The sequence below is a fragment of the Dellaglioa sp. CoH-56-MRSF-12 genome (assembly GCF_056782075.1).
In genome coordinates this window covers 1-287 of sequence record NZ_JBXAYD010000069.1, presented here as the reverse complement: position 1 = coordinate 287, position 287 = coordinate 1, and the positions used below count along the sequence as shown (strand labels likewise).

Annotated in this window: 1 protein-coding gene; it reads right to left on the bottom strand. The window is 59.2% G+C overall.

The window, feature by feature from the left end; all coding sequences use genetic code 11:
• A partial coding sequence (locus AC1RPY_RS07815; protein ID WP_481763119.1) for a hypothetical protein occupies window positions 1-287 on the bottom strand: 287 nt, incomplete at both ends.

Here is a 287-nt window from a genome sequence, read left to right as displayed (position 1 = left end):
GTCGCGGAACGCCTTCGTTGCGTCCCAGGTCGAGCGGAAACGTTTGACGACGTCCTTGTGTCCGAGATCTTCGGCGACGGCAGTGACCAGGGCCACTCGCTCTCGATCGCTCATACGGTCGAGCCTGTTCTTGACGATGTAGCCGCCTACGTGTGGGGACACCGTCGAGAGGTGCGCCTTGATCAGGTAATCCGCGTCCCATTGCACCTGGCCGAACATGGCCATGCCGAACAAGACCAACTCGGTGATTCGGATTCTGCCCTCATCTTCCACACGCAAAGTATCCA